Source organism: Pseudomonas gingeri (assembly GCF_013386165.1).
GTDB classification, from domain to species: domain Bacteria; phylum Pseudomonadota; class Gammaproteobacteria; order Pseudomonadales; family Pseudomonadaceae; genus Aquipseudomonas; species Aquipseudomonas gingeri_C.
On the sequence record NZ_JACAOS010000016.1, the window covers coordinates 475,487 to 496,136 of the forward strand.

At 61.1% G+C, this 20,650-nt stretch carries 20 protein-coding genes and 1 pseudogene; 13 read left to right on the forward strand and 8 right to left on the reverse strand.

The features are described from left to right. The first annotated feature begins 41 nt into the window (after positions 1-41). The 3 genes and pseudogenes from HX866_RS18490 to HX866_RS18495 all read left to right on the forward strand — a co-directional run bounded on the left by HX866_RS18490 (position 42) and on the right by HX866_RS18495 (position 2,097). Positions 42-284, forward strand: a complete 243-nt coding sequence (locus HX866_RS18490; RefSeq protein WP_177096286.1) for a hypothetical protein — start codon at positions 42-44, stop codon at positions 282-284. Between the two features lie 229 nt (positions 285-513). Continuing rightward, positions 514-795, forward strand: a pseudogene (locus HX866_RS34840) (PAS domain-containing protein); the annotation flags it as partial. A 270-nt stretch (positions 796-1,065) separates the two neighbouring features. Beyond that, entirely contained in the window at positions 1,066-2,097 is a 1,032-nt protein-coding gene (locus HX866_RS18495) for a methyl-accepting chemotaxis protein (RefSeq protein ID WP_371319269.1), read from the forward strand. A 155-nt stretch (positions 2,098-2,252) separates the two neighbouring features. Here the strand turns inward: HX866_RS18495 and HX866_RS18500 are convergent, their stop codons facing one another. The 5 genes from HX866_RS18500 to norR all read right to left on the reverse strand — a co-directional run bounded on the left by HX866_RS18500 (position 2,253) and on the right by norR (position 6,530). Next, positions 2,253-3,005 carry a YkgJ family cysteine cluster protein gene (locus tag HX866_RS18500; RefSeq protein WP_177096290.1) on the reverse strand — a complete coding sequence of 251 codons (753 nt, stop codon included), beginning with the start codon at positions 3,003-3,005 and terminating at the stop codon, positions 2,253-2,255. 97 nt (positions 3,006-3,102) lie between these two features. Beyond that, positions 3,103-3,426, reverse strand: a complete 324-nt coding sequence (locus HX866_RS18505) for a hypothetical protein (protein WP_177103613.1) — start codon at positions 3,424-3,426, stop codon at positions 3,103-3,105. A gap of 37 nt (positions 3,427-3,463) precedes the next feature. Then, positions 3,464-3,955 carry a GNAT family N-acetyltransferase gene (locus HX866_RS18510; protein ID WP_177103614.1) on the reverse strand — a complete coding sequence of 164 codons (492 nt, stop codon included), beginning with the start codon at positions 3,953-3,955 and terminating at the stop codon, positions 3,464-3,466. A 1-nt stretch (position 3,956) separates the two neighbouring features. After that, positions 3,957-4,859, reverse strand: coding sequence for a chemotaxis protein CheV (locus HX866_RS18515; RefSeq protein ID WP_103494552.1), 903 nt, complete (start codon positions 4,857-4,859; stop codon positions 3,957-3,959). A gap of 120 nt (positions 4,860-4,979) precedes the next feature. Continuing rightward, positions 4,980-6,530, reverse strand: a complete 1,551-nt coding sequence (gene norR / locus HX866_RS18520) for a nitric oxide reductase transcriptional regulator NorR (protein ID WP_177140208.1) — start codon at positions 6,528-6,530, stop codon at positions 4,980-4,982. Between the two features lie 154 nt (positions 6,531-6,684). Between norR and hmpA the strand changes: the two genes are divergently transcribed. From hmpA to cyoE, 7 genes are all read left to right on the forward strand, one after another. Continuing rightward, positions 6,685-7,866, forward strand: a complete 1,182-nt coding sequence (gene hmpA, locus HX866_RS18525; RefSeq protein WP_177126859.1) for an NO-inducible flavohemoprotein — start codon at positions 6,685-6,687, stop codon at positions 7,864-7,866. A gap of 300 nt (positions 7,867-8,166) precedes the next feature. Continuing rightward, positions 8,167-8,676: a disulfide bond formation protein B gene (locus HX866_RS18530; protein WP_177096299.1), complete on the forward strand. Its 510-nt coding sequence runs from the start codon at positions 8,167-8,169 to the stop codon at positions 8,674-8,676. An 825-nt stretch (positions 8,677-9,501) separates the two neighbouring features. Further along, positions 9,502-10,440, forward strand: a complete 939-nt coding sequence (gene cyoA, locus HX866_RS18535; RefSeq protein WP_177096949.1) for a ubiquinol oxidase subunit II — start codon at positions 9,502-9,504, stop codon at positions 10,438-10,440. Between the two features lie 3 nt (positions 10,441-10,443). After that, complete coding sequence (gene cyoB, locus HX866_RS18540; RefSeq protein WP_177096301.1) at positions 10,444-12,462, forward strand: cytochrome o ubiquinol oxidase subunit I; 2,019 nt, start codon at positions 10,444-10,446, stop codon at positions 12,460-12,462. Positions 12,463-12,465: 3 nt separating this feature from the next. Next, positions 12,466-13,092: a cytochrome o ubiquinol oxidase subunit III gene (gene cyoC / locus HX866_RS18545; RefSeq protein WP_121134588.1), complete on the forward strand. Its 627-nt coding sequence runs from the start codon at positions 12,466-12,468 to the stop codon at positions 13,090-13,092. Further along, entirely contained in the window at positions 13,093-13,422 is a 330-nt protein-coding gene (gene cyoD, locus HX866_RS18550; RefSeq protein WP_100941333.1) for a cytochrome o ubiquinol oxidase subunit IV, read from the forward strand. It abuts the gene before it with no gap. Positions 13,423-13,432: 10 nt separating this feature from the next. Next, complete coding sequence (cyoE, locus tag HX866_RS18555) at positions 13,433-14,320, forward strand: heme o synthase (protein ID WP_177096303.1); 888 nt, start codon at positions 13,433-13,435, stop codon at positions 14,318-14,320. Between the two features lie 56 nt (positions 14,321-14,376). Here the strand turns inward: cyoE and HX866_RS18560 are convergent, their stop codons facing one another. Beyond that, entirely contained in the window at positions 14,377-15,789 is a 1,413-nt protein-coding gene (locus HX866_RS18560; RefSeq protein ID WP_177096305.1) for an aminotransferase-like domain-containing protein, read from the reverse strand. A gap of 198 nt (positions 15,790-15,987) precedes the next feature. Here HX866_RS18560 and HX866_RS18565 point away from each other — a divergent pair, with 198 nt between their 5' ends. The 3 genes from HX866_RS18565 (at position 15,988) to HX866_RS18575 (ending at position 19,006) form a co-directional block, all read left to right on the forward strand. After that, complete coding sequence (locus tag HX866_RS18565) at positions 15,988-16,680, forward strand: hypothetical protein (RefSeq protein WP_177096307.1); 693 nt, start codon at positions 15,988-15,990, stop codon at positions 16,678-16,680. A 262-nt stretch (positions 16,681-16,942) separates the two neighbouring features. Next, positions 16,943-17,248, forward strand: a complete 306-nt coding sequence (locus tag HX866_RS18570) for a DUF4124 domain-containing protein (RefSeq protein WP_177096309.1) — start codon at positions 16,943-16,945, stop codon at positions 17,246-17,248. 132 nt (positions 17,249-17,380) lie between these two features. Further along, the gene (locus HX866_RS18575) at positions 17,381-19,006 is read left to right on the forward strand and encodes a methyl-accepting chemotaxis protein (RefSeq protein WP_177096311.1); all 1,626 of its coding nucleotides are present in this window, start codon (positions 17,381-17,383) and stop codon (positions 19,004-19,006) included. A 6-nt stretch (positions 19,007-19,012) separates the two neighbouring features. Here HX866_RS18575 and HX866_RS18580 read toward each other — a convergent pair whose 3' ends face one another. Then, positions 19,013-19,597 (reverse strand): DedA family protein, encoded by a 585-nt coding sequence (locus HX866_RS18580; RefSeq protein ID WP_177096951.1) that lies wholly within the window; start codon positions 19,595-19,597, stop codon positions 19,013-19,015. Positions 19,598-19,746: 149 nt separating this feature from the next. Continuing rightward, entirely contained in the window at positions 19,747-20,568 is an 822-nt protein-coding gene (locus HX866_RS18585) for an AraC family transcriptional regulator (protein ID WP_177096313.1), read from the reverse strand. Between the last annotated feature and the right edge of the window lie 82 nt (positions 20,569-20,650).

The window sequence follows — 20,650 nt, forward strand, 5'->3', positions numbered from 1 at the left end:
TTTCGGTTCGACCTGATCCGTCCCGCCCTTTCGGAGCTTCCATGACTTCCCCTGAACAACCGTCCGTTTCCGCCAACCCGGGTGAAGAGCCTGTGGTCGAGGCTGAACTCGCGGTCGGCGAAAAGCCCGCCGTCCCGGCCTTCAGCTTTCCGTTCAAACCCGCTGAATTCGCCGCGGCGAAAAAGGCCGGCCAGACCTGGTACCAGAAAGGTGGCAAGGACGGGCATCACGAGAGACCGGGCCGCGCGCCGAATGGCACCCGTCGGTCGATGGGCAAGCGCTGAGCCAGGGAACCCTGTGGGAGTGCAGCTTGCCCGCGAAGGCTGGTGGCTGAGCCAGGCAAGACTCAGGGGTTGATTGTCGTCAAGTTGGCGTCAAAAAACAGGGGAATGTCTCTGAATTGTCAGGGTCATGGCTAAATGCCAAGATCATGAGCTGGATCAGTATTTTGCTTTTCCGTGCGCTTAGAGTCGACGCCCTGTCGACTCCTCCCACTCTCTGAGCGCGCTTTCCATGAAGATCAATCTCCCGATTACCGGGCGAAATCTAGACGTCGCCTTTGACGCCAATATCCTTTCGACCACCGATCTGGACAGCACGATTACCTACGCCAATCCTGATTTCATCAGGATCAGCGGCTACAGCCGCGAGGAGTTGCTGGGTTCGCCGCACAACCTGTTACGCCATCCGGACATGCCCGCGCAGGCGTTCGCGCACATGTGGCAAACCCTCAAGGCTGGGCGCTCGTGGATGGGGCTGGTGAAAAATCGCTGCAAGAATGGCGATCACTACTGGGTCAGTGCCTACGCCACACCGGTGACCCGCGACGGCCAGACGGTGGAGTATCAGTCGGTGCGGACCCGGCCCGACGCGGCGCAGGTCGAGGCCGCCGAGCGCTGGTACGGCTGGTTGCGCAGCGGGCGTTTGCCCTGGCGCCAGCGCCTGCCAAGCCTGGGTTTGCACAACCGACTCTGGGCTCAGGCCAGCGCGGCCTTTGCCATTGTCCTGGCGCTGGGGCATGGCTATGCCGGGTTGCCGCTGGCGGTGGAACTGGGGCTCTGGGCCCTGGGCAGCGTGCTGGTCGGTGCGTTGACCCACTGGGCGCTGCGGCCATTTGCCGAACTGACGGCGCGCGCCCGGAAGATCGCCGACAACCCCTTGAGCCAGGCGATCTACACCGGCCGTAGTGATGAGTTCGGCCAGATCGGTTTTGCCCTGAATATGCTGGAGGCCCAGGTCGGTGCGGTGGCAGGGCGTATTGGCGATGCTTCGTTGCGCTTGTCCGGACATGCCCAGGCGCTGGTCCGGCATATTCAAAGCAGCCATGGCAGCACCCTGGATCAACAGGCCGAAACCGACCAGGTGGCGGCGGCCATTCAGCAGATGAGTGCCAGCGTGGCCCAGGTTGCGAGCAATGCCCAGCAAGCCTCCGAAGTAGCCGAACAGGTGGGCAGCGAAACCCGCGAAGGCCATCAACTGGTGGGGGAAAGCCGCAGCGCGGTGTTGCGCCTGGCCAATGAGCTGACGCGAGCGACCGAGGTGATCCTGCACCTGGAAAGCCACAGCACCGAGATCTCCACGGTGTTGGAGGTGATCCGTGGGATCGCCGACCAGACCAACTTGCTGGCGCTCAATGCCGCCATCGAGGCCGCCCGTGCCGGGGAACAGGGCCGCGGTTTCGCGGTGGTGGCCGACGAAGTACGCGGGCTGGCCCAACGCACGCAGCAGTCGACCAACGAAATCCAGCGCATGATCAGCAATCTGCAGGACGGTGCGCGCAATGCGGTCGAGGTGATGCAGCACAGCAGCCAGCAGGCCGAGGACAGCGTGCAACAGGTCCAGCAGGCGGCCGATGCCCTGGCGGGGATCAGCCAGCGGGTCAGCCGGATTACCGCGATGAGCCAGCAGATCGCTTCGGCGGTGGAGGAGCAGAGCACGGTCAGCGAGGACATCAACCGCAATATTGTCAGCATCCGCAATGCCTGCGAAGCGCTGGTCACTGTCGGCCAGCAGAGTCATCACAGTTCGGGCGATGTGGCGGGGCTGGCGGACGACCTGCGCTCACTGGCCCAGGAGTTCTGGCGCAAGCGCTGTTGAAGGTAGATACCGTCATCCCCAACCACCCTGTAGGAGCGAGCTTGCTCGCGATGGACGTTAACGATAACGCGGGGCATCTGGAACACCGCGGCGCCCTTGCGTTTATCGCGAGCAAGCTCGCTCCTACAGGGGGCGGGGTTTGTTTCAGAGAGGGCTCAAGTCGGCTGCAAGGCGATAAAGGCATAGGTGGTCGCCGCTTCGCTCACCACTCGGGCCCCTTGCGCCTGCAACTGCCCGGCGATGGCCGGGCCCGAGACATGAAAGCTCCACTCGCTCGCCGCCGGCCAGTGCGTCAACGCCTGCACCTGGTCAATCGCCGTGGCGAATGCCGACATCAGCGGCAGGTAAGCGGTAAAACCATCACCCTTGAGCGCCGTGGTGTGAATCCCCAGGCGCGCGCAGATCACTTCCTTGGCCTGGATATCATCGCGGTCGGCCTGGCGCGAGGCTTCGATCAGCCGCACCAGTTCCGGGTCCTGCAATTGCTCGCCGACGATCAGCAACGGCTGGGTGTCCAACCAGGATTCCGGTGGGCAATCCTTGGCTTCGGGGCGTAGCGGAATATGCGGATTGATTTCCATCGGGTAGATCCGGCACACCAGTGGCCGCCGTTGGTAGATCCGGCAGAGCTGGTCCTCGTCAAGATTCCGGCAGGGCCCTACGTTGTAGGCGGCAAAGGTGATGGCGACGCGGGCTTCGGCGTGACCGCTGGGCACGCCCCAGGAACGGCGCAGCACATGATCGCGTTGCTGTTCCGGCTGGCCCAGGCCATCGGCCAGAAAAGCTTCGACCAGAACGATCACCTGGCCGCCGTCCGCCGCCCACTGCCGGGCCTCGGTCAGGGTCAGGGGAACATGGTGATCGGTACAGCATTTACCGCAACCGACGCAGGAAAAGTGGGTGCTCATGGGTGAATCGACCGAAGGACAAGGGCTGGGACGGTGACGTAATTCCGTTTTGTTTCGCCGTACGAGCTTGGGTCAAAGCAAGTTATGCGCCAGCCACTCAGTTGCTGCGGGCGGGCATGACCGAGTCCCATTCGGTGACGACGGCGGTCTTGGTCTTCTTGTTGTACAGGCACAATTCGGTACCCGGCTGATTCTTCATGTGCGCCTGTGGATAGCGTCCGTGCAGAAGCAGGGCGGTGTAGCCGACCTTGTCGTCGAATTGCGCGGGGTTGCCCACGGGTTTTACGCTTTTCAGTTTGCTGGCCTTGGTGCAGCTGGCAACCACGGCCTTGCGGTAACTCGCCCAGGCGTCGGGGCTGGCGGCCTGGGCCTGGCTGGCCAGGGTAATGAGGCTGATGAAGAGCAGGGTGGCGGCTTTCATGACAGGTCTCCTTCCAGGGGTGGCGGGCAAGGGACGATTATGCCTGAGCCGGGCTGACTTCATAACGTTCGATAAAACGCATGCCGGCACGCTCGTAGAGGCGCCGGGCAGTGGAATTGTTCTCCATGACCTTGAGGTCGACGAAGGCTTCGCCGCGGCTGGCGAATACCTTGAACGCCTGTTGCAGCAAGGCCTGGCCCAGGCCTTGGGCACGGCGCCGTGGATGCACCACGAGGTCCTTGATATAGGCGCTGGTCCAGCACAGGGCAACACCCGCCACGCCCTGCTCGTCGAGAGCGACCAGGCACAGTGAAGTGTCGAACTCGGCATCGCTGGTGAAGCGTTGGCACCACTCGGAGAACTCTTCGACACTGCCGCCGCCACCCCGGTAACCGCGCTTGAGCAAGGCATGCACCGGCTCCATCAGCTCTGCGCGCAATACGCCGACGCGAATACCGGCGGGCCAATGGGGAATGTCCAGCAAGTCGTCAAGGTCCTTGCGCAGCAACTGGCAGTGACGGTCGGGCATTTCAGATCCCTTGTTCCGCGACGGTCCGGGCGGCCTGGATCAGGCAGCGGGTCAGTTCCGGCGAGGAGAACTTGGTCAGCACCGCATTGGCCCCGGCCAGTCGTGCCTTTTCACTGTTCATCGCGCTGTCCAGCGAGGTGTGCAGGAGGATATAGAGGTCCTGGAAGTCCGGGGTCTCACGGACCGTGCGGGTGAAGGCGTAGCCGTCCATCTCGGACATCTCGATGTCGGAAACCACCACGTTGATCTGCTCGGCGGTGCCTTGCAGGTCGAGCAGGCAACCGATGGCATCCTTGGCGCTGCGGGCTGTGTGGCAGGTCAGGCCGAGGGTGCGCAGGGTGAGCACCGATTGCTGCAGGGCCACCTGGCTATCGTCGACCACCAGGATGCGTGCATGGCCGAGGATTTCCGCTTCCTCCATGGTCAGTTCGCTGGGCGTGACTTCAATTTGCGTCGGCGAGATGCCGTGGATGACCTTCTCGATATCCAGCACCTGGACCAGGGTCCCGTCGACCTGGGTCACTCCGGTGATAAAGGCCTTGGGCCCGCCGGAACCGTACGGCGGCGGGCGGATATCGGTGGTCAGGCAATGGACGATCTTGCTCACGGCCTGAACATGCAGGCCCTGTTTGGAGCGGCTGACATCGGTGACGATCAGGCAACCGCCGTCCGGGTCCACCAGCGGGCGTTCGCCGATGGCGCGGCTCAGGTCGATCACCGACAGCGAGGCGCCGCGCAGCGTGGCGATGCCTTTGACGTGGGGATGGGACTCCGGCAGCTTGGTCAGCGGCGGGCAGGGAATGATTTCACTGACTTTCAGCAGGTTGATCGCCATCAGCTTGCCGCTGCGCAAGGTAAAAAGCAGAAGGGACAGCGAGTCTGCGCGGGCTTTGTTGGAGGACATAAAAACCTTCTGTGGAAAAAGGTGGTTCAGGACAGATTAACCCTGAACGGCTATCGATGACGGGTTATCGACCCGATGGGGGCCGGCTTTAGGTGTAATACACAACTCCCCGTTAAGTGTTTACTTCAAGCCGAGGCGTTTGGCCATCCGTCCCAGGTTGGCCCGGTCCAGGCCCAGCTCCCGGGCAGCGCTCGCCCAATTGTGCTGGTGTCGCTCCAGGCATTCGCTGATCAGTTGCCGCTGGTAGTTTTCCGTGGCCTGGCGCAGATCGACGCCGCTCTCGAGCGGCGGCGGGGTCGGGGAGGGTATTTCCGGGGCCTCGGGGGGGGTCGTTGGCAAGTCGAGGTCGGCCGCGCTCAGGCTGAGGATCTTCGGCCGCTCGTGGTAATTGCCCAGGGCCTTCAAGGCGCTGCGCCCGATCAGGTGCTCCAGTTCGCGGACATTCCCCGGCCAGTGGTAAGCCAGCAACGCCGCCTGTGCATCCGGGCCCAGGCGCAAGCTGCCCAGGCCGAGGCGCGAGCGGTTCTGTTCCAGAAAAAAACCGCTCAGGAGCAAGACATCGCGGCCGCGCTCGCGCAGGGCCGGGACTTGCAGCGGATAGACACTCAGGCGGTGGTAGAAGTCGGCCCGATAGCGCCCGCTGCGCACTTCTTCGGCGAGGTCGCGGTTGGTGGCGGCGATCAGCCGCACATCCACCCGATGTTCGCGGTCCGAGCCGAGGCGCTGTAGCTGGCCGCTTTGCAGCACCCGGAGCAATTTGGCCTGGACGCTCAGCGACAGTTCGCCGACCTCATCGAGAAACAGCGTACCGCCGTTGGCCAGTTCGAACTTGCCGCGGCGATCGCTGACGGCTCCGGTGAAGGCGCCGCGCACATGGCCGAACAGTTCGCTTTCTACCAGGGTGTCCGGCAGGGCGGCGCAGTTGAGGCTGATGATGGGTTTTTCCGCACGCGGCGACGCGGCATGGATCGCCTGGGCCACCAGTTCCTTGCCGACCCCGGTTTCTCCGGTGATCAGTACCGTCAGGTCGCTGCCACCCACCAGCTTGATCTCTTCCACCAGGCGCTTGTGGGCTTTGCCCTGGCCAATCATTTCGCGATTCTGCGGGCCATTGGCCTGGCGATACAGCTCGGCGCGCTGGTGCTCGTCCTCCGCGCGCAAGGCCAGGCGTTCGATCCTTTCGGCGGCGTTCACCGTGGCCGCCGCCAGGCTGGCAAAGGCCTGCAGGGCATCGAGCTCGATCCGTTCGAAGCGCTGCGGGTCGAGGGCGTCGAGGGTCAACAGGCCCCAGGGGTGTTCGTCGATAAACAGTGGGCAACCCAGGCAGTCATGGACCTCCAGATGCTCGGTCAAGCCTTCCACCAGGCCGTCGTAAGGGTCCGGCAGGTCGGTGCCACTGTCGAAACGGGTCGGTCCGTGGCTGCCGAGCAGGATCTGGAAGCGCGGATGCTCGCTGACCTTGAAGCGCCGCCCGAGGGTGTCGGGGCTCAGGCCATCGACGGCCAAGGGCACCAGCCACTCGCCGTCCAGGCGCAGCAATGCGGCGGCATCACAGGGCAGCAGGGCGCGCATGGCTTCGAGCAGGCGCCGATAACGTTCGCTTTCGGGCAGCTCCCTTGAGAGATCCGAAACCAGTGGCAGCAGGGTGGTCAGCAGGAGTTTTGCAGTCATATTGACTCCGGTGGTGTCGAATTGACTATAAAGTGCTTGTTGTCTTTATGACTAATAATATTTTAAATAATTGATTTATAAGGATTTTAATCTTGGCATGAAGTGTGATGAGTAAAGGTTAATTCAGATAAGCCTCACCCTCAGGAGTTGACCCATGCTTAGTGTTCAAGACCGTGCCATCGTCAAATCGACTGTTCCGCTGCTGGAAAGCGGCGGCGAGGCGTTGATCACTCACTTCTATCGGATGATGTTGTCCGAGTATCCAGAGGTGCGCCCGCTGTTCAACCAGGCCCACCAGTCCAGCGGCGACCAGCCCCGGGCCCTGGCCAACGGTGTGCTGATGTACGCCCGGCATATCGACCAGCTCGACCAGTTGGGTGATCTGGTGGCCAAGATTATCAACAAGCATGTTGCCCTGCAGATCCTTCCGGAGCATTACCCGATTGTCGGCGCTTGCCTACTGCGGGCCATTCACGAAGTGCTCGGCGAGGAGATCGCCACGCCCGAGGTCATGAGTGCCTGGGGCGCGGCCTATAACCAGTTGGCCGATATCCTGATCGGTGCCGAAGCGGCGATTTACGACGAGAAGGCCCTGGCGCCCGGTGGCTGGCGCGGTGCCCGGTTGTTCAAGGTGGCGGCCAGGGTCGAGGAAAGCCTGGAAATCACCTCGTTCTACTTCGAACCGGTGGATGGCCAGCCGGTCCTGGCGTTCACTCCGGGGCAGTACATCGGCATGAAGCTGCTGATTGACGGCGAAGAAGTGCGGCGCAACTACTCGCTCTCGGCGCTGGCGAAGGCCGGGCAGTATCGGATCAGCGTCAAGCGTGAGGCCGGGGGCAAGGTTTCGAACTACCTGCATGACCAACTGGCTGTCGGCGCCACCCTGGAGCTGTTCCCGCCAGCGGGTGAGTTCACCCTGGCGGCCAGCGACAAACCCTTGGTTTTGATCAGCGGCGGGGTCGGGATCACGCCGACCTTGCCGATGCTCGAAGCGGCGTTGGCCGGCGAGCGTCCGGTGCACTTTATCCACTGCGCGCGCAACGGCCAGGTACATGCCTTCCGCGACTGGGTCGATGGCCTGGCCGAGCGTCATCCGCAACTCAAGCGCTTCTACTGTTATGCCGAGGACGACGGCATCAGCCCGGCGGCGGACAAGGTTGGCTGGCTGAGCCAGGAGCAGTTGGGCGAGTGGTTGCCGCAGGAACGGGACCTGGATGCTTACTTCCTTGGGCCCAAGGGGTTCATGGGCGCGATCAAGCGTCATTTGAAAGCCCTCGGGGTGCCGGAACAGCAGAGCCGCTATGAGTTCTTCGGGCCGGCTTCAGCCCTGGAATAACCTGCGATTGAGGGGGAATCCCTCGGTGCGTTAATCCCGGTTTAATCGGTTTGTCGTTAATTCGCCAATCATTGTCGGCGATCCTGTGGTGGTTCATCCGTACCTCCACAGGCACCGACCTCCCGTGTTCAATACGCTCAAAGGTCATGGTCAGCGTGTAGACTTCCGGGCAACACATGTTCACCGGGTTGAAACGAGCGGATTGCGACCTATGGGTCTATGGGATACAACCTCGGTTTGATGCCGCAGCACGCTGCGCGGCCCTCCGGCCGATCCAACAACGAGTCAAAGGGAAACAGGATGACTGACGAAATGATGCGGCTGGGACGGGAAAAACGCTTCCTGGTCCTGCTGGGAGTGATCTGCCTCGCCTTGATCGGCGGTGCGTTGTACATGCAGGTGGTGTTGGGTGAAATGCCTTGCCCGTTGTGCATCTTGCAGCGCTACGCCTTGCTGTTCATCGCGCTCTTCGCCTTTATCGGCGCGGGCATGCGCACCCGGCGCAGCCTCACGGTGCTGGAAGTGCTGGTGTGGTTGAGTGCTTTGGGCGGCATCATTGCGGCGGGCCGCCACGTCTATATCCAGGCCAACCCGGCGGTCAGCTGCGGCATCGACGTGCTGCAACCGATCGTCGACGGCCTGCCCCTGGCATCGATCTTCCCGTTGGGTTTCCAGGTCGAGGGTTTTTGCGAAACCCCGTACCCGCCGCTGTTGGGCTTATCCCTGGCGCAATGGGCGCTGGCAGCCTTTGTGCTGACGGTGTTGCTGGTGCCGCTGGGTATCGTGCGCAATCGTCGGAAAAACCGCTGATTCCCAGGGCTGGTCTTTGCGGCTGCCCTGCGTTTAATCTTTGGAAAGCGCCCCGATCTTTCATGTAAGATTGGGGCGTTTTTATGTCCGCTAACCGGGGTAATTCCCCCCTGATATCCGGCAATAAAAGGCGCGAAAAAACTGCGACATATTGTCACGTCGCAGCGGTCGCACTCGCTGTTTTTGACCGCGATGTCATCTTCCGATTGACAACCATTCTCGAAAAAGTTCCCTGACCCACCCTGGGTTTCATCTCCGTGCAGGCATCGTCCAGCACCCCCCTGGAGACCTGCTCAATGCCCCGTCATGCTTGGGCCAGAGCCTCTTTAAAGACCTGCGCGAGGGCGATTTCGGGGCGGATCAGTTGTCGGACAAAAGAGCGGTTCATGGCTTTTTATTGAGAATGGAAAGCGATACGATTCAGGATCGTTGCAAAATCGGTTAATGATTGTTGCGTGAATTGATAAAAAATATTTCAGGATGAGACGTGGTTTATAAAACGCGACCTCACTACAATCGCCGCACTGAATGTCCGGCGCCGCTCTGCCTGAGCGCAATAGGGCGGTCGAAGGGCGCAAGGGCGCTATGCGACCCCTGGTGCTGGCGACCTTTCCAAGTATCCGCACCAAATGGAATTGGTCTGTAACAAGGCCTATGACCTACGAAATCGAATAAGAACTCACGCCCGTTCCAGAGGTGCCGATCAGCGATCGGTGCGACGGACAGGCCCTTATTCAATCGGAAAAAATTGCCAACCCTTGGCAGGGTGAAGTGTTGGCTATCGAAACCCAACTGCATTGCGCAAGCTGCTTTAGAGGTCGTGAGATGAGTAAAACAAGGTATCCCAGATTCTTAGGCTTATTGCCACTGCTCGGCACGTTGTTGCTGGGAGGGTGCAACATGACCTTGCTCGACCCGAAGGGTCAGGTCGCCCTGGACGAACGTAACCTGATCATCACCGCTACGCTGCTGATGCTGTTGGTTGTGGTGCCGGTCATCCTGATGACCTTTGCCTTCGCCTGGAAATACCGTGCGTCGAACAAGGACGCCACCTACGCGCCGAAATGGAACCACTCCACCAAGATCGAAATCGTGATCTGGGCAGTGCCTGCCATCATCATCCTGTTCCTGGGCATCGTTACCTACAAGTCGACCCACGCCCTGGACCCGTATCGTCCGCTGGAATCCGACGTCAAGCCGATCACCGTTGAAGTGGTTGCCCTGGACTGGAAATGGCTGTTCATCTATCCGGAACAAGGCATCGCCACCGTCAACAAGCTGGTCTTCCCGGCCAAGACTCCGATCAACTTCAAGATCACTTCCGATAGCGTGATGAACTCGTTCTTCATCCCGGGGCTGGGCGGTCAGATCTACGCCATGGCCGGTATGCAGACCAAGCTGCACCTGATCTCCAACGAGAATCATGAGTACGAAGGGATTTCCGCCAACTACAGCGGCGCCGGCTTCACCGGTATGAAATTCAAAGCGACCGCAACCAGCCAGGCGGATTTCGATGCCTGGGTAGCTGAGGTCAAGAAGGCACCTAAACAGCTTGAACAAGCTGAATACGCGGACCTTGCCAAGCCAAGCCAGGACAATCCGGTCGCGCTTTATTCTTCCTTCACACCGAACCTGTTCCAGAACATCGTCGACAAGTACGAAGGGATGAAAGCAGGCAAGCCGGTCGAGCACGAGAAGAAAGAAGTGGCCGCATCGGAAGGAATGGACGTGAGTTCGCATTCAGCTGCCGGGGCAGAGGAGTAAACGATGTTTGGTAAATTAAGTTGGGAAGCGGTCCCGTTCCACGAGCCGATTGTCATGGTGACCATTGCCATGATCGCGCTCGGTGGTCTGGCGTTGTTCGCGGCGATCACTTACTTCAAGAAGTGGACCTACCTGTGGACCGAGTGGCTGACTTCGGTCGACCACAAGAAAATCGGTGTCATGTACATCGTCGTGGCCATGGTCATGCTGCTGCGCGGTTTCTCCGACGCCATCATGATGCGGACCCAGTTGGCCATGGCCACCGAGGGTTCCCCTGGCTACCTGCCGCCTCACCACTATGACCAGATCTTCACCGCCCACGGTGTGATCATGATCATCTTCATGGCGATGCCTTTCTTCACCGGCCTGATGAACATCGTCGTGCCGTTGCAGATCGGTGCGCGTGACGTTGCCTACCCGTTCCTGAACTCCCTGAGCTTCTGGCTGCTGGTTTCCGGCGTGGTGCTGATCAACGTTTCCCTGGGTGTCGGCGAATTCGCCAAGACCGGTTGGGTTGCCTATCCGCCGCTGTCGGGCCTGCAATACAGTCCGGGCGTGGGGGTGGATTACTACATCTGGGCGCTACAGCTATCAGGACTGGGTACAACGCTGACCGGGGTGAACTTCCTGGCCACCGTGCTGAAAATGCGTACCCCTGGCCTGAAGCTGATGGACATGCCGATCTTCACCTGGACCTGTACCTGGGCCAACGTGCTGATCGTCGCTTCGTTCCCGATCCTCACCGCTACACTGGCTTTGCTGACGCTTGACCGCTACATGGATTTCCACATTTTCACCAATGAACTGGGTGGAAATCCGATGATGTACGTCAACCTGTTCTGGGCCTGGGGTCACCCCGAGGTGTACATCCTGATCTTGCCGGCGTTCGGGGTTTTCTCCGAAGTCATCTCGACCTTCTCCGGCAAGCGCCTGTTCGGCCACCACTCGATGATCTACGCCTCGGGCGCGATCTCGGTGCTGGGCTTCATGGTTTGGCTGCACCACTTCTTCACCATGGGTTCGGGTGCCAACGTCAACGCCTTCTTCGGCCTGGCGACCATGCTGATCTCGATCCCGACGGGGGTGAAGCTATTCAACTGGCTATTCACCATCTACCGTGGCCGTCTGCGCATGACCAGCCAGGTTCTCTGGACCCTGGGCTTCATGGTGACCTTCGCCATCGGCGGCATGACCGGCGTACTGCTGGCCATCCCGGGTGCTGACTTCGTCCTGCACAACAGCCTGTTCGTGATCGCGCACTTCCACAACGTGATCATCGGCGGTGCGGTATTCGGTTACATCGCCGGCTTCAGCTTCTGGTTCCCGAAAGCGTTCGGCTTCAAGCTGCACGAAGGTTGGGGCAAGGCAGCGTTCTGGTTCTGGATCTCCGGCTTCTTCGTCGCGTTCATGCCGCTCTATGCACTGGGCTTCATGGGCATGACCCGTCGTTTGAACTCCAGCACCAACCCTGAGTGGGTGCCTTACCTGTACGTGGCCCTGTTCGGCGCGGTCCTGATCGCCTTCGGTATCGCTTCGCAGCTGATCCAGATCTACGTCAGTGTCCGTGATCGCAAGCAGAACATGGACGTGACCGGCGACCCATGGAATGGCCACACCCTGGAGTGGTCGACTTCTTCGCCTCCGCCGTTCTACAACTTCGCCGAATTGCCGAAAGCCGATGTGGTTGACGCCTTCACCGAAGCCAAGGAAGACGGTACCGCGTACTCGGTGCCCAAGCGCTACCAGCCGATCCACATGCCAAACAACACCGCGACCGGCCTGATCATGGGTGCTCTGCTGACCGTGTTCGGTTTCGCGATGATCTGGCATATCTGGTGGATGGCGATCGCTGGCCTGGCCGGTACCGTGATCTACTTCATCATCCACATCTCGCGTGATGATCAGGGTTACATGGTGCCAGTCGACGTCATCGAACGTATCGAAGCTGAGCAGCACAAGGTGCTGGCGGCAGCGAAAGTGACTCCTGCCACCCGTGTTGAATCTTCGCTGGAACAGGCTTAAACCATGTCGAACTTAGTGACCAATGCTGGACACGCCCATGGTCATGACCATGGGCACGATGACCACCACCACGATACGAGCGAGATGACCGTCTTCGGTTTCTGGCTCTACCTGATGACCGACTGCATCCTGTTTGCGTCGATCTTCGCAGCGTACGCGGTGCTGGTTAACAACGTAGCGGGTGGCCCGTCGGGCCACGACATCTTCGAACTGCCTTACGTGCTGGGTGAAACCGCCTGCCTGTTGCTCAGTTCGATCACCTACGGCTTCGCCATGCTGGCGTTGTTCAAGGGCAAGAAAAGTCAGGTACTGGTCTGGTTGGCAATCACCTTCCTGTTCGGCCTGGGCTTCATCGGCATGGAAATCAACGAATTCCACAAGCTGATCGAAGAAGGTTTCGGCCCTAACCGCAGCGGCTTCCTGTCCGGGTTCTTCACCCTGGTCGGGACTCACGGTGTGCACGTCACCAGCGGCCTGATCTGGATGGCCGTGATGATGTACCAGGTCTGGAAAAACGGCCTGACGCCAAGCAACATCACCCGCCTGAGCTGCCTGAGCCTGTTCTGGCACTTCCTGGACGTCGTGTGGATCTGCGTATTCACCGTTGTTTACCTGATGGGGACTCTGTAAATGGCTAATGCACAGCATTCCAGTGATGCCAACCACGGCAGCGTGAAGTCCTACATGGTCGGCTTTGTACTGTCGATCATCCTGACTATCATTCCGTTCGGCCTGGTGATGTACCCATCGCTGCCCAAGGCTGCCACCCTGTGGATCGTTCTGGTCTTCGCGGTGATCCAGGTGCTGGTGCACCTGGTGTACTTCCTGCACCTGGACCGTTCTGCGGCACAGCGTAACAACGTGGTGGCGTTTATCTTCGCGGCACTGGTGATTGTCCTGCTGGTGGGTCTGTCGCTGTGGATCATGTTCAGCATCCACACCGTCATGATGGCGAAGTGAGGTAAACCCGATGTCGCTCAAGCACTTTATCCAAATCACCAAACCGGGGATCATTTTCGGTAACGTGCTTTCTGTGGCGGGTGGTTTCTTCCTGGCCTCGAAGGGGCATGTCGATCTGGCCATCTTCCTGGCGGCCATGATCGGTACTTCGCTGGTGGTGGCGTCCGGTTGTGTGTTCAACAACTGCATCGACCGTGACATCGACCTGAAGATGGAGCGCACCAAGAACCGGGTGCTGGTCCAGGGGCTGATTTCCCTGAAACTGGCCCTGGTCTATGCCACTGTCCTCGGGATCGCCGGCGTGGCCCTGCTGTACCGCGTCGCCAACCCGTTGGCGGCGTTGTTCGCGGTGATCGGCTTTGTCATCTACGTCGGTTTCTACAGCCTGTACTTCAAGCGCAAGTCGGTTCACGGCACGCTGATCGGCAGTCTGTCGGGCGCGATGCCTCCGGTGATCGGCTACGTCGCGGTGAGCAACAGCTTCGACATGGCGGCCATGACGCTGCTGGTGATGTTCAGCCTGTGGCAGATGCCGCATTCCTATGCGATCGCGATCTTCCGCTTCAACGATTACCTGGCGGCATCGATTCCGGTGTTGCCGGTGAAGCGCGGGATCCTGGTGGCCAAGAAGCACATCCTGCTCTACATCCTGGCCTTCCTCGGTGCGACGTTGATGCTGACGTTCAGCGGTTATGCCGGCATGAGCTACCTCGCCGTGGCCGCAGCCATGGGCATGTACTGGTTGTACATGGCCTGGACCGGCTACAAGGCTGTGGATGACACGGTCTGGGCCCGCAAGCTGTTCGTGTTCTCGATCTTCACCATCACTGCCCTGAGCGTGATGATGTCGCTGGATTTCAAGGTGCCGAGTGAGTTGTTGCTGACTTACGCACACTGAGTCCACTGCGTGATGAAAAAGCCCCGCCTTCGGAAGAAGCGCGGGGCTTTTTTTGTCTAGCCCTCGAGCAAACGCAGAAACCGCTCGCGCACCCGTTCGTCGTCACTGTGGGCAACGTTGAAGCGCAGGAAGCTCGAGGCCTGCGCACCAGAGCTGAGCAAGGTGCCGGGGGCCAGCACGAGATCATTTTCCAGGCCCTTGCGGGCCAGGGTCTCGGCGTCGATCCCGGCCGGCAGGCGGGCCCAGATGAACAGGCCTTCGCCCGGGCAGGAGGCCACCGAACAACCGGCCTGGGCCAACCACAGGGCTACCCGGTTATTGGACTCATACAATCGATCGACCATGCGCCGGGCATGCCGGGTGTAGCTGCCGTCGCTGAGCATCCGATAGATGATCTGCTCCACCAGCTCCGAGGTCACGCTGCCGCTCGCCATCTTCAGATCGACCATCCGGGCTGCCAGCTCTGGCCGTAGGACCAGGTAGCTGACCCGGCTGTTGGCGCTCAGCATCTTGGTGAACCCCGAGACATAGCTGATGTTCTCCAGGCCACCGGCCGCGGCGAGGCGAGGCGTTTGCCTCTGCTGGATATCGCCATACAGGTCGTCTTCGATGATCTGGAGGCCGTAGCGATGGCTCAGTTCCAGCAGGCGATAGACCTGCGCCGGGGAAAAGGAATGGCCGGTGGGATTGTGCAGTGTGCTGTTGGTCAGGTAGAGCACCGGACGATGTTTGTCCAGCAGCTGTTCGAGGTGACTGAAGTCGATTCCATCGCAACTGCGGGGGATGCTGACGATCCGGGCACCGTGCAGCACCAGGTTCGCCCGCAGGTTGAAATAGCACGGATCGTCCAGCAGTACCGTGTCACCGGGCTTGATCAACAGGCGCATGAGCATGTCGATGCCCTGGAGGGTGTTGGCCGTGGTGATGATCTGGTCCACCGGGACGTCGATGTCCAGGGTCGACAGCTTCACCCGCAGTGCCTGGCGCAGCGGCGGGTAGCCGGCGGGCACGCCGACTTCGCCCATGCGCAGGGTGGTGTCGCGCAGGGTGCCGCGTGCAGCCTTGAGCAATTCCTCGCTGGGCAGCCAGGACGAAGGCAGGAAACCACAACCGGGGCGCAAGGCGCCGTTGTCCAGCAGCAGGCCGCGGCGCACCACGCTCAGGGTGTCTTGCGGCACCAGTTCACGCCCTATCCCGGCCTGCACCGCCGCGCTGAGGCGTGAGACGTAGTGCCCCGAGCCTTGTCGCGAGGTGATCAGACCCTTGGCCCGCAGCCGGTCCAGCGCTTCGACCACCGTCGATTTGCCCACCCCCATGAGCTCGGAGAGTTCGCGAATCGGCGGCAACTTGGCCCCGTGCTGCAAAGTGCCATGGTTGATGGCTGCCGAGAAGCGGTCGACGATCTGTTGTACCAGCGGCTCGCCCGGAAGGAACTCAATGGCGGCGATCACGGCTCTCTGGACCTGCATTTTACTGGTCGCTCGAGCAATAAAGTCCGGACGATTCTAGTCGAACTTGCCCTGATCAAGAAGGTGTCTGCTCGCTAGTATCAAGAGGCCATTTTCCCTGCATACCCTGCTGATTGAAGAGGTTCTGCCTACGTGTTGAAACTGCCCAATCGAAAAACCGATGTGCCTGCGCATGACTGAGTCCGCCAGGAGAATGATATGAACGCAGAACCCTGTGTAATCCTGGCCGCTGAGCCTGGCGAGCGAAAGGATGACATCCAGGCATTGGGCGAACTGTGCCGCGGGTTGTATCAGGCCTCACTGATCTTTCTGGTGGAGAAGGTCCAGCCCGGAGATGACGACGTGACGGGTCATCTCTGGGCGCCCTCCCTGGCGATTGAAAACGTCGACGCGGCACTGAAGGCCCTCTGCCTTTACCTGGCAAGCGGCGACTGGAAAGTGCTGGAGCTGCCGCTGTCCGCCACCTACTTGCGTTTGCAGGCACTGTGCGCCGAGCTTCACCATGGCTGGCAACGCGATCTGGCGACTGTCACCTTTGCGCTGGTGGCGCACATCAGCCTCGATGTTCATCTCAGCCCGCCTGCCGATGCTCTACAGAGCCAGCCCCGCCATCGCCATCGCCGTGGCGCGGCGTCGCCCAGCCGCGACGAGCGCACCCGGAGCAAGATGCTCGCCGAAGTGGCGAAGGTGATGTACCAGGGGCTGGATACCGATAAACAGCTGTTCTTCACGCGGATCCTGCCCAAGGCGCTCCACGGGTTTGCCGCTGAAGAGCGTTCCAGGTGGGAGGCCATTCTCATGCAACTGGGGATTCTGGAGGGCGATGCGCTGCTCAACGACATGCTTGAAGCCAGTCGTGGGCGGAAAATGGTGCGCCTCCTGAGATCCTGAGCGGCGTTGCGTCTGCTCCTGAGGATTGGATCCATCTATGGCGAAAGGCTTACATGCGGTGACACCTATCTCCTCTGTTGCTCGTTCATCGCCGGGCTTAATCTTTACCCATCGCTGCTACGCAAGGATGTGTGCAGGATCAAGGATGATCAAACAAGGCCATGGAGGCTGCCGACAGGATGTCGGAGTGCTTTGAAGAAAACCCGCTTCGGCGGGTTTTCTTTTATCTGTGGATGACCCTCACGTACAGGGATTTACACACATGGGCAGATGCCTGGTCCTGGTTCTCCTTTTCGGCGTCTCCTGCTCGGCCTTCAGTGCCGATGCCTACAAGTGCGTGGGCCATGATGGCAAGGTCAGTTTCGCCGCGCAGCCCTGCGCGCCGGACCAGGGTGTTTCCACCTGGGAAGCCCGCACCCAGCGCACGCAGTTGCACAGCGTCTCGGCCGATGAGGGCAAGGCCGACGCCATTAATCAGCGCGCCACGAAGATCCTCCAGGCGGGCTACCACACGCGCATCATCTACAAGGTCAATATTATTCCCAGCGCGGGACAGACCACGCCCTGAGTCATTTTTCTCGCGCGAGAAAATTGTCGGGCAATTCCTTCAAGTTGTCATACAACATGCCGATAGCCTGCCAACTCTGTAGCTAAGGGTTGGGGTCGCTGACCTCAGTCCATAACAAGAAAGGCGGTCGTCATGTTTCTTCGTCAACTGAATATCGCACCTCGCGCCGCGCTGGGTTTTGCCTTGATCGCCTTGCTGGTGGCCTGGCTCGGGGTGTTCGCCCTGGGCCAGATGTCGAACATCCGCGAAGGCGAAGTGGCGGTTGAAACCCAATGGTTACCGAGCATTCGCGGGGGCGACGAGATCCGCGAGATCATGTTGCGCATCCGCACCATTTCCCTGCGCATGGCCCTCGACCAGGACCCGAAGAACATTGCGGTGTACCGCGGCCAGATGGATGTCCGTGACAAGGAACTGAGCGAGCGGATCGTTGCCTACGACAAGCTGGTTACCACGCCAGAGACCCGGGTGTTGTATGACCAGTTCAAGACAACCTTCGCCGCCTACCGCGCCGGTATCGCCCAATCCTTCACCCTGGCCGAGCAGGGCCGCCGCGACGAGCTGATCAAACTGCTGCTGGTGGACATGAAGACCGTGGTGGACGGTTCCGGCAAGCAACTCACCGACCTGGCCGACCTCTTTACCAAACAGGTGGCGGCCGAGAGCCAGAAGTCCGAGGAGCATTACAGTCGCTCGCGGATGATCGTGATCCTGTTCATTGTCTTCGCGGCCCTGGCCACCGTGGGCCTGGCGATGTTGTTGACGCGCAGCATCGTCAAACCCCTGGGGCAAGCCCTGAGTGCGGCGCAGAATGTGGCGCGCGGCGACCTGACCCAGCGGATCGAAAGCCATGGCGACGATGAGGTCAGCCATCTGCTCGAAGCCCTGGCCACCATGCAGCAGACCTTGCGTGACACCTTGCAGGGCATCAGCGGCTCGGCGACCACCCTGGCCACGGCGGCGGACGAACTGAGTGCAGTGACCCAAGGCAGCACCGAAGGCCTGCAACAGCAGAATCATGAAATCGAACAGGCCGCCACGGCGGTCAACGAAATGACCACGGCGGTGGAAGAGGTGGCGCGCAATGCCGTGTCCACCTCCGACGCGACACGCCAATCCAGCGAATCGGCGCGACTCGGCCAGGAGCGGGTGAGCGAAACCGTCAGTGCCATCAGCGCCCTGTCCGGGGATGTCGAGCGCACCGGCGAACTGGTGCGCTCACTGGCCGATCAGTCACAAGGCATCGGCAAGGTGCTGGAAGTGATCCGGGCGATTGCCGAGCAGACCAATCTGCTGGCGCTCAATGCCGCCATCGAGGCGGCCCGGGCCGGGGAGAGCGGACGAGGGTTTGCCGTGGTCGCCGATGAAGTGCGGGCCCTGGCCCACCGCACGCAGCAGTCGACCCAGGAGATCGAACAGATGGTGTCCGGCATGCGCAGCGGCTCGACCCTGGCCCTGGAGTCGATGCACACCAGCACCGCCCGTGCCGCCAGCACCCTGGCGCTGGCCGAGCGGGCCGGTGAAGCGCTGCTGACCATCACCGCTTCGGTGCATGAAATCCACGAGCGCAACCTGGTGATCGCCAGCGCGGCGGAAGAACAGGCCCAGGTGGCCCGGGAAGTCGACCGCAACCTGGTGAACATCCGCGACCTGTCGATACGTTCGGCGACAGGGGCTGATCAGACCAGCGCCGCCAGCCACGAATTGTCGCGGCTGGCGAACTCGCTGCAGGGGATGGTCGGGCGCTTCCAGGTCTGAGTCCTTTCAGGCCTTTTGACGTTCCCGCGCCTTGGCCCGCAGATGGCGGACCAGGGCGATCCCGCCGACGACGATCACCACCCCGATGACGATGGGCAGGCGATAGGGTTTGAGATTGCCCAGCAGGCTTTCGAGAAACTCGCCGGCCCAGTAGCCGGCGCTGGCAAACAGCGTCGCCCAGACCGCAGCCCCGAGTAGGTTCATCAGGCTGAAGCGCAGCGGTGACAGGCGGCTGGCGCCGATCACCAGCGGGCCCATCAGGCGCATGCCGTAGAGGAAACGCACGGCAAAGATCGAGGTCAGCGGATGGCGTTGGATCAGCCCCGTGACCCGATCGATGGCGGCTTGCTGGCGGTGCAGGCGGGGCAGCAGGCGGGCGCCGAAGTAACGTCCGATCCAGAACAGCGCCTGGTCGCCGAGCATCCCGCCCAGGCTGGCCCAGAAGATCACCAGCGGCAGGTGCAGGATCTGCTGGTGCGCCGCTACCCCGCCGAGGATCAGGATGGTTTCCCCTTCCAGCAGACAGCCGATGAGGATGGCCCAATAGCCATAGGTGGCGAGCAGGTAATTGAAGTCGATGTGTTCGAACATAGCGGGGTACTGATCCTTGTATCGGTCCATGGACTGGATGGCCGGCGCACCCGGCAGCAGGCGACGGTGTTCTTGGGTCTGATCGACGGGCCGGGCGAAAGTGCCCTGGCGTATCGGGCTCAATACGGGTTGAGTGCGCTTGTTCGGGTTCAGGCCGACTGGCGCGCCAGCCACTCCCGCGGGCTTTCTCCTATCTTGCGGCGAAAGGCCCGCGCCAACGCCGACGGGCTTTCATAACCGACCTCATCGGCGATCAGCGCAATCGGCCGGCCCTCGCGCAAACGCTTCTGGGCCAGGCTGACGCGCCAACTGAGCACATAGTCTGCCGGAGTCTGGCCGACCACTTTGTGAAAGTGCGCAGCGAAACTGGCCCGGGACATATTCGACTCCTGTGCCAGATCGGCCACGGTCCAGGGCCGCTCGGGCTGATTGTGCATCATGGTCATGGCCCGGGCCAGGCGCAGGTCTGCCAAGCCCGACATCATCCCGGTGGTCATGCTGTGGTAGGCCATCATGTGCCGCAGGAACTGGATCACCATCAACTCGAACAGGCGGTTCATCACCGCTTCCCGGCCACAGTGTTCGGCGAAGGCTTCGGCGAACAGCCAGTCGAGGGTGTCTTCCAGCATGGGCACCGCGGCGAGGGGCATCACGATGGTGTCGGACAAGGCCACGGACAAGGGGTTGTCGATACCGCCATCGAAACGCAACGACGCGCAGACCAACTCGGCGGCGTCGGCCTTGCTGGCGATCAGGCGGTGGGGCAGGGGGCGGGGAATCAGGATCAGGCTCGGTTCTTCGATGCGCAGCACCTTGCCGGCGGTCTCCAGGTTCACCCGACCGCTTTTCAGCAGGTGCACATGCCCGCGTGGCTCCAGGCCGGTGACATCGGCCTTGCCGCGCATCAGGCCGCTGTGAAAGGTGTCGGCAGCAATACCGAAGTGAGTCAGCAAGGTCGACAGGCGATCCATTCTTTTCCTCTCGTTGGCGGCGGAATTAGACGATCTGGCGCATATCATCGACAAGAAGGCGCCATTCGTAAAGCTGTTTTGC